1 protein-coding gene and 1 pseudogene are annotated in these 2,370 nt (G+C 61.1%); both read left to right on the top strand.

The features are described from left to right. Positions 1-360 (top strand): annotated as a pseudogene (locus BMZ48_RS13070) (methyl-accepting chemotaxis protein); the annotation flags it as partial. Positions 361-433: 73 nt separating this feature from the next. Then, positions 434-2,370, top strand: a 1,937-nt coding sequence (locus BMZ48_RS13315; protein WP_200769531.1) for a methyl-accepting chemotaxis protein, incomplete at its 3' end; no start/stop codon positions are given.

The raw sequence follows: 2,370 nt of genomic DNA on the forward strand, positions 1-2,370 counted from the left end.
ATCAGCGCGGCCTCGCAGGAGCAGAGCCAGGGCATCGAGCAGGTGAACCAGGCGATCACGTCGATGGACGAGGTCACGCAGCAGAACGCGGCGCTGGTCGAAGAAGCCTCGGCGGCGGCACGGGCCTTGCAGGAACAGGCGGAGGCGCTCGCTGATTCCGTCAGCGCGTACGTGCTGGAGGCGGGCGTGCAGGCTCCAGCTTCGGCGCCACGCTCGACCCATGCCATGCGTCCAGCGGGGACCGCAGCTCCGAAGCCGGCGTCCAGGCGCCCAGTCGCACCCTCTGTCCGCAGCAATGGCAACGCGGCGCGCGAAGGTGCCGCCAGCACTGCCGGCCAGGATCAGTGGACGGAATTTTGAACCAGATCGTGTCCGTGGTGCTGGCATGGATGTCCGCTGCGGGATCGATGTGAATGCCCGAGGAGACTAGACGATGCGCATGAATCTGCCGGTCACCGGCGTCGAGAAAATGCTGGCCGAGGACACGATGATCGTGTCCAATACGGATCTCAAAGGTGTCATCCAGTACATCAACCGCGACTTCATCGAGGTCAGCGGTTTTTCGGAGAGCGAGCTGATCGGATCTCCACAGAACATCGTCCGCCATCCAGATATGCCGGTCGAGGCCTTTGCCGATTTCTGGGCGACGCTCAAGGACGGTAAACCCTGGACTGGCCTGGTCAAGAACCGTTGCAAGAATGGCGATCACTACTGGGTTCTCGCCAACGCCACGCCCTTGCGCGCCAATGGCCAGGTTGTCGGTTATATGTCGGTGCGCACCAAGCCTGCACGCGATCAGGTGGAGGCCGCGGAACGCGCGTATCGGCAATTCCGCGAAGGGACGGCCAAGGGCCTGCGCATCCTGCGCGGCAAGGTAGTGTCCGATGGCCGGCTCGCCCGTCTGCGCGAGAAGCTACGTCATTTATCGATCCGCGAACGCGGTCTGGCACTCGGCGCATTGTTTCTGCTACTCCTAGCACTGGTTGGTTCGCTATCCGCGCTTGGCTTCGGTGGGATGGCGCAGGCGCTGGTCATGGCATGTGCCGCTGCAGTCGGATTGTGGTCGTGTCACCGCTTTGTCCATGGTCTCGTGCGCCCTCTGGAGACTGCTGCGGCGTGTATCCAGCAGATGAGCGAAGGTCGGCTCAACGTCAAAATCGATGTCGAGCGCGAGGACGAAATCGGCCGTATCCTCAATGCGGCCCGTTCGATGCAGATCAAACTCGGTTTCGACATGGCCGAAGCTGCGCGGATCTCCGCGGAGAACTTGCGTATCAGGATCGGCCTCGACAACGTCGCGACCAACGTCATGATCGCGGATCGCGACTACAACATCATTTATCTCAACAAGGCGATTATCGGCATGTTCCAGCGTGCGGAGATGGACCTGCGCAAGGATCTGCCCAATTTCGACGCATCCAAGCTGATCGGCCAGAACATCGATGTTTTCCACAAAAATCCGGCGCATCAGCGCGCGATGCTGGAGAAACTGACCACCACCCACCGCGCGACAATCAAGGTTGGTGGGCGCACGTTCTCGCTGACGGTCACGCCAGTGGTCAACGAACGCAATGAACGTCTGGGAACCGCGGTGGAATGGGTGGATCGCACGGCCGAGGTTGCCGTCGAGTCGGAGGTTTCCAAGATCGTCGCCGCTGCGGCACAGGGTGATTTTTCTCAGCGCATCACCCTCGATGGCAAGGAGGGATTCTTCAGACAGCTCGCGGATAACATCAACAATCTGCTGCAAACCAGCGAATCTGGATTCCATGAGATCGCGCGTGTGCTTGCCGCCCTCGCCAAGGGCGATCTGACCCAGACCATAACCGCTGATTTCAAAGGTACCTTCGGCAAGCTGCGCGACGACGCCAACAGCACCGTCGCGCAACTGACCGAGATCGTGCGGCAGATCAAACTGGCTACCGACACAATCAACACGGCATCCCGTGAGATCGCATCCGGCAATGCTGATTTGTCGGCACGGACCGAGCAGCAGGCGGCATCACTCGAAGAGACGGCCTCGTCGATGGAAGAACTCACCTCGACGGTCAAACAGAATGCAGAAAACGCCAAGCAGGCAAATCAGCTCGCGATCGGCGCGGCCGATGTCGCGGTCAGGGGAGGACAGGTCGTCTCCAGTGTCATTGCCATGATGGATGCGATCACAGAGTCCTCGAAAAAGATTGCCGACATCATCGGTGTCATCGATGGCATCGCGTTCCAGACCAACATCCTCGCGCTCAACGCGGCGGTGGAAGCGGCGCGCGCCGGCGAGCAAGGCCGCGGTTTTGCGGTCGTTGCCGCCGAGGTACGCAGTCTCGCGCAGCGCAGCGCGGCGGCGGCCAAGGAGATCAAGGCGCTGATCGGCGA

The organism is Fontimonas thermophila (assembly GCF_900113085.1).
Lineage (GTDB): Bacteria > Pseudomonadota > Gammaproteobacteria > Nevskiales > Nevskiaceae > Solimonas > Solimonas thermophila.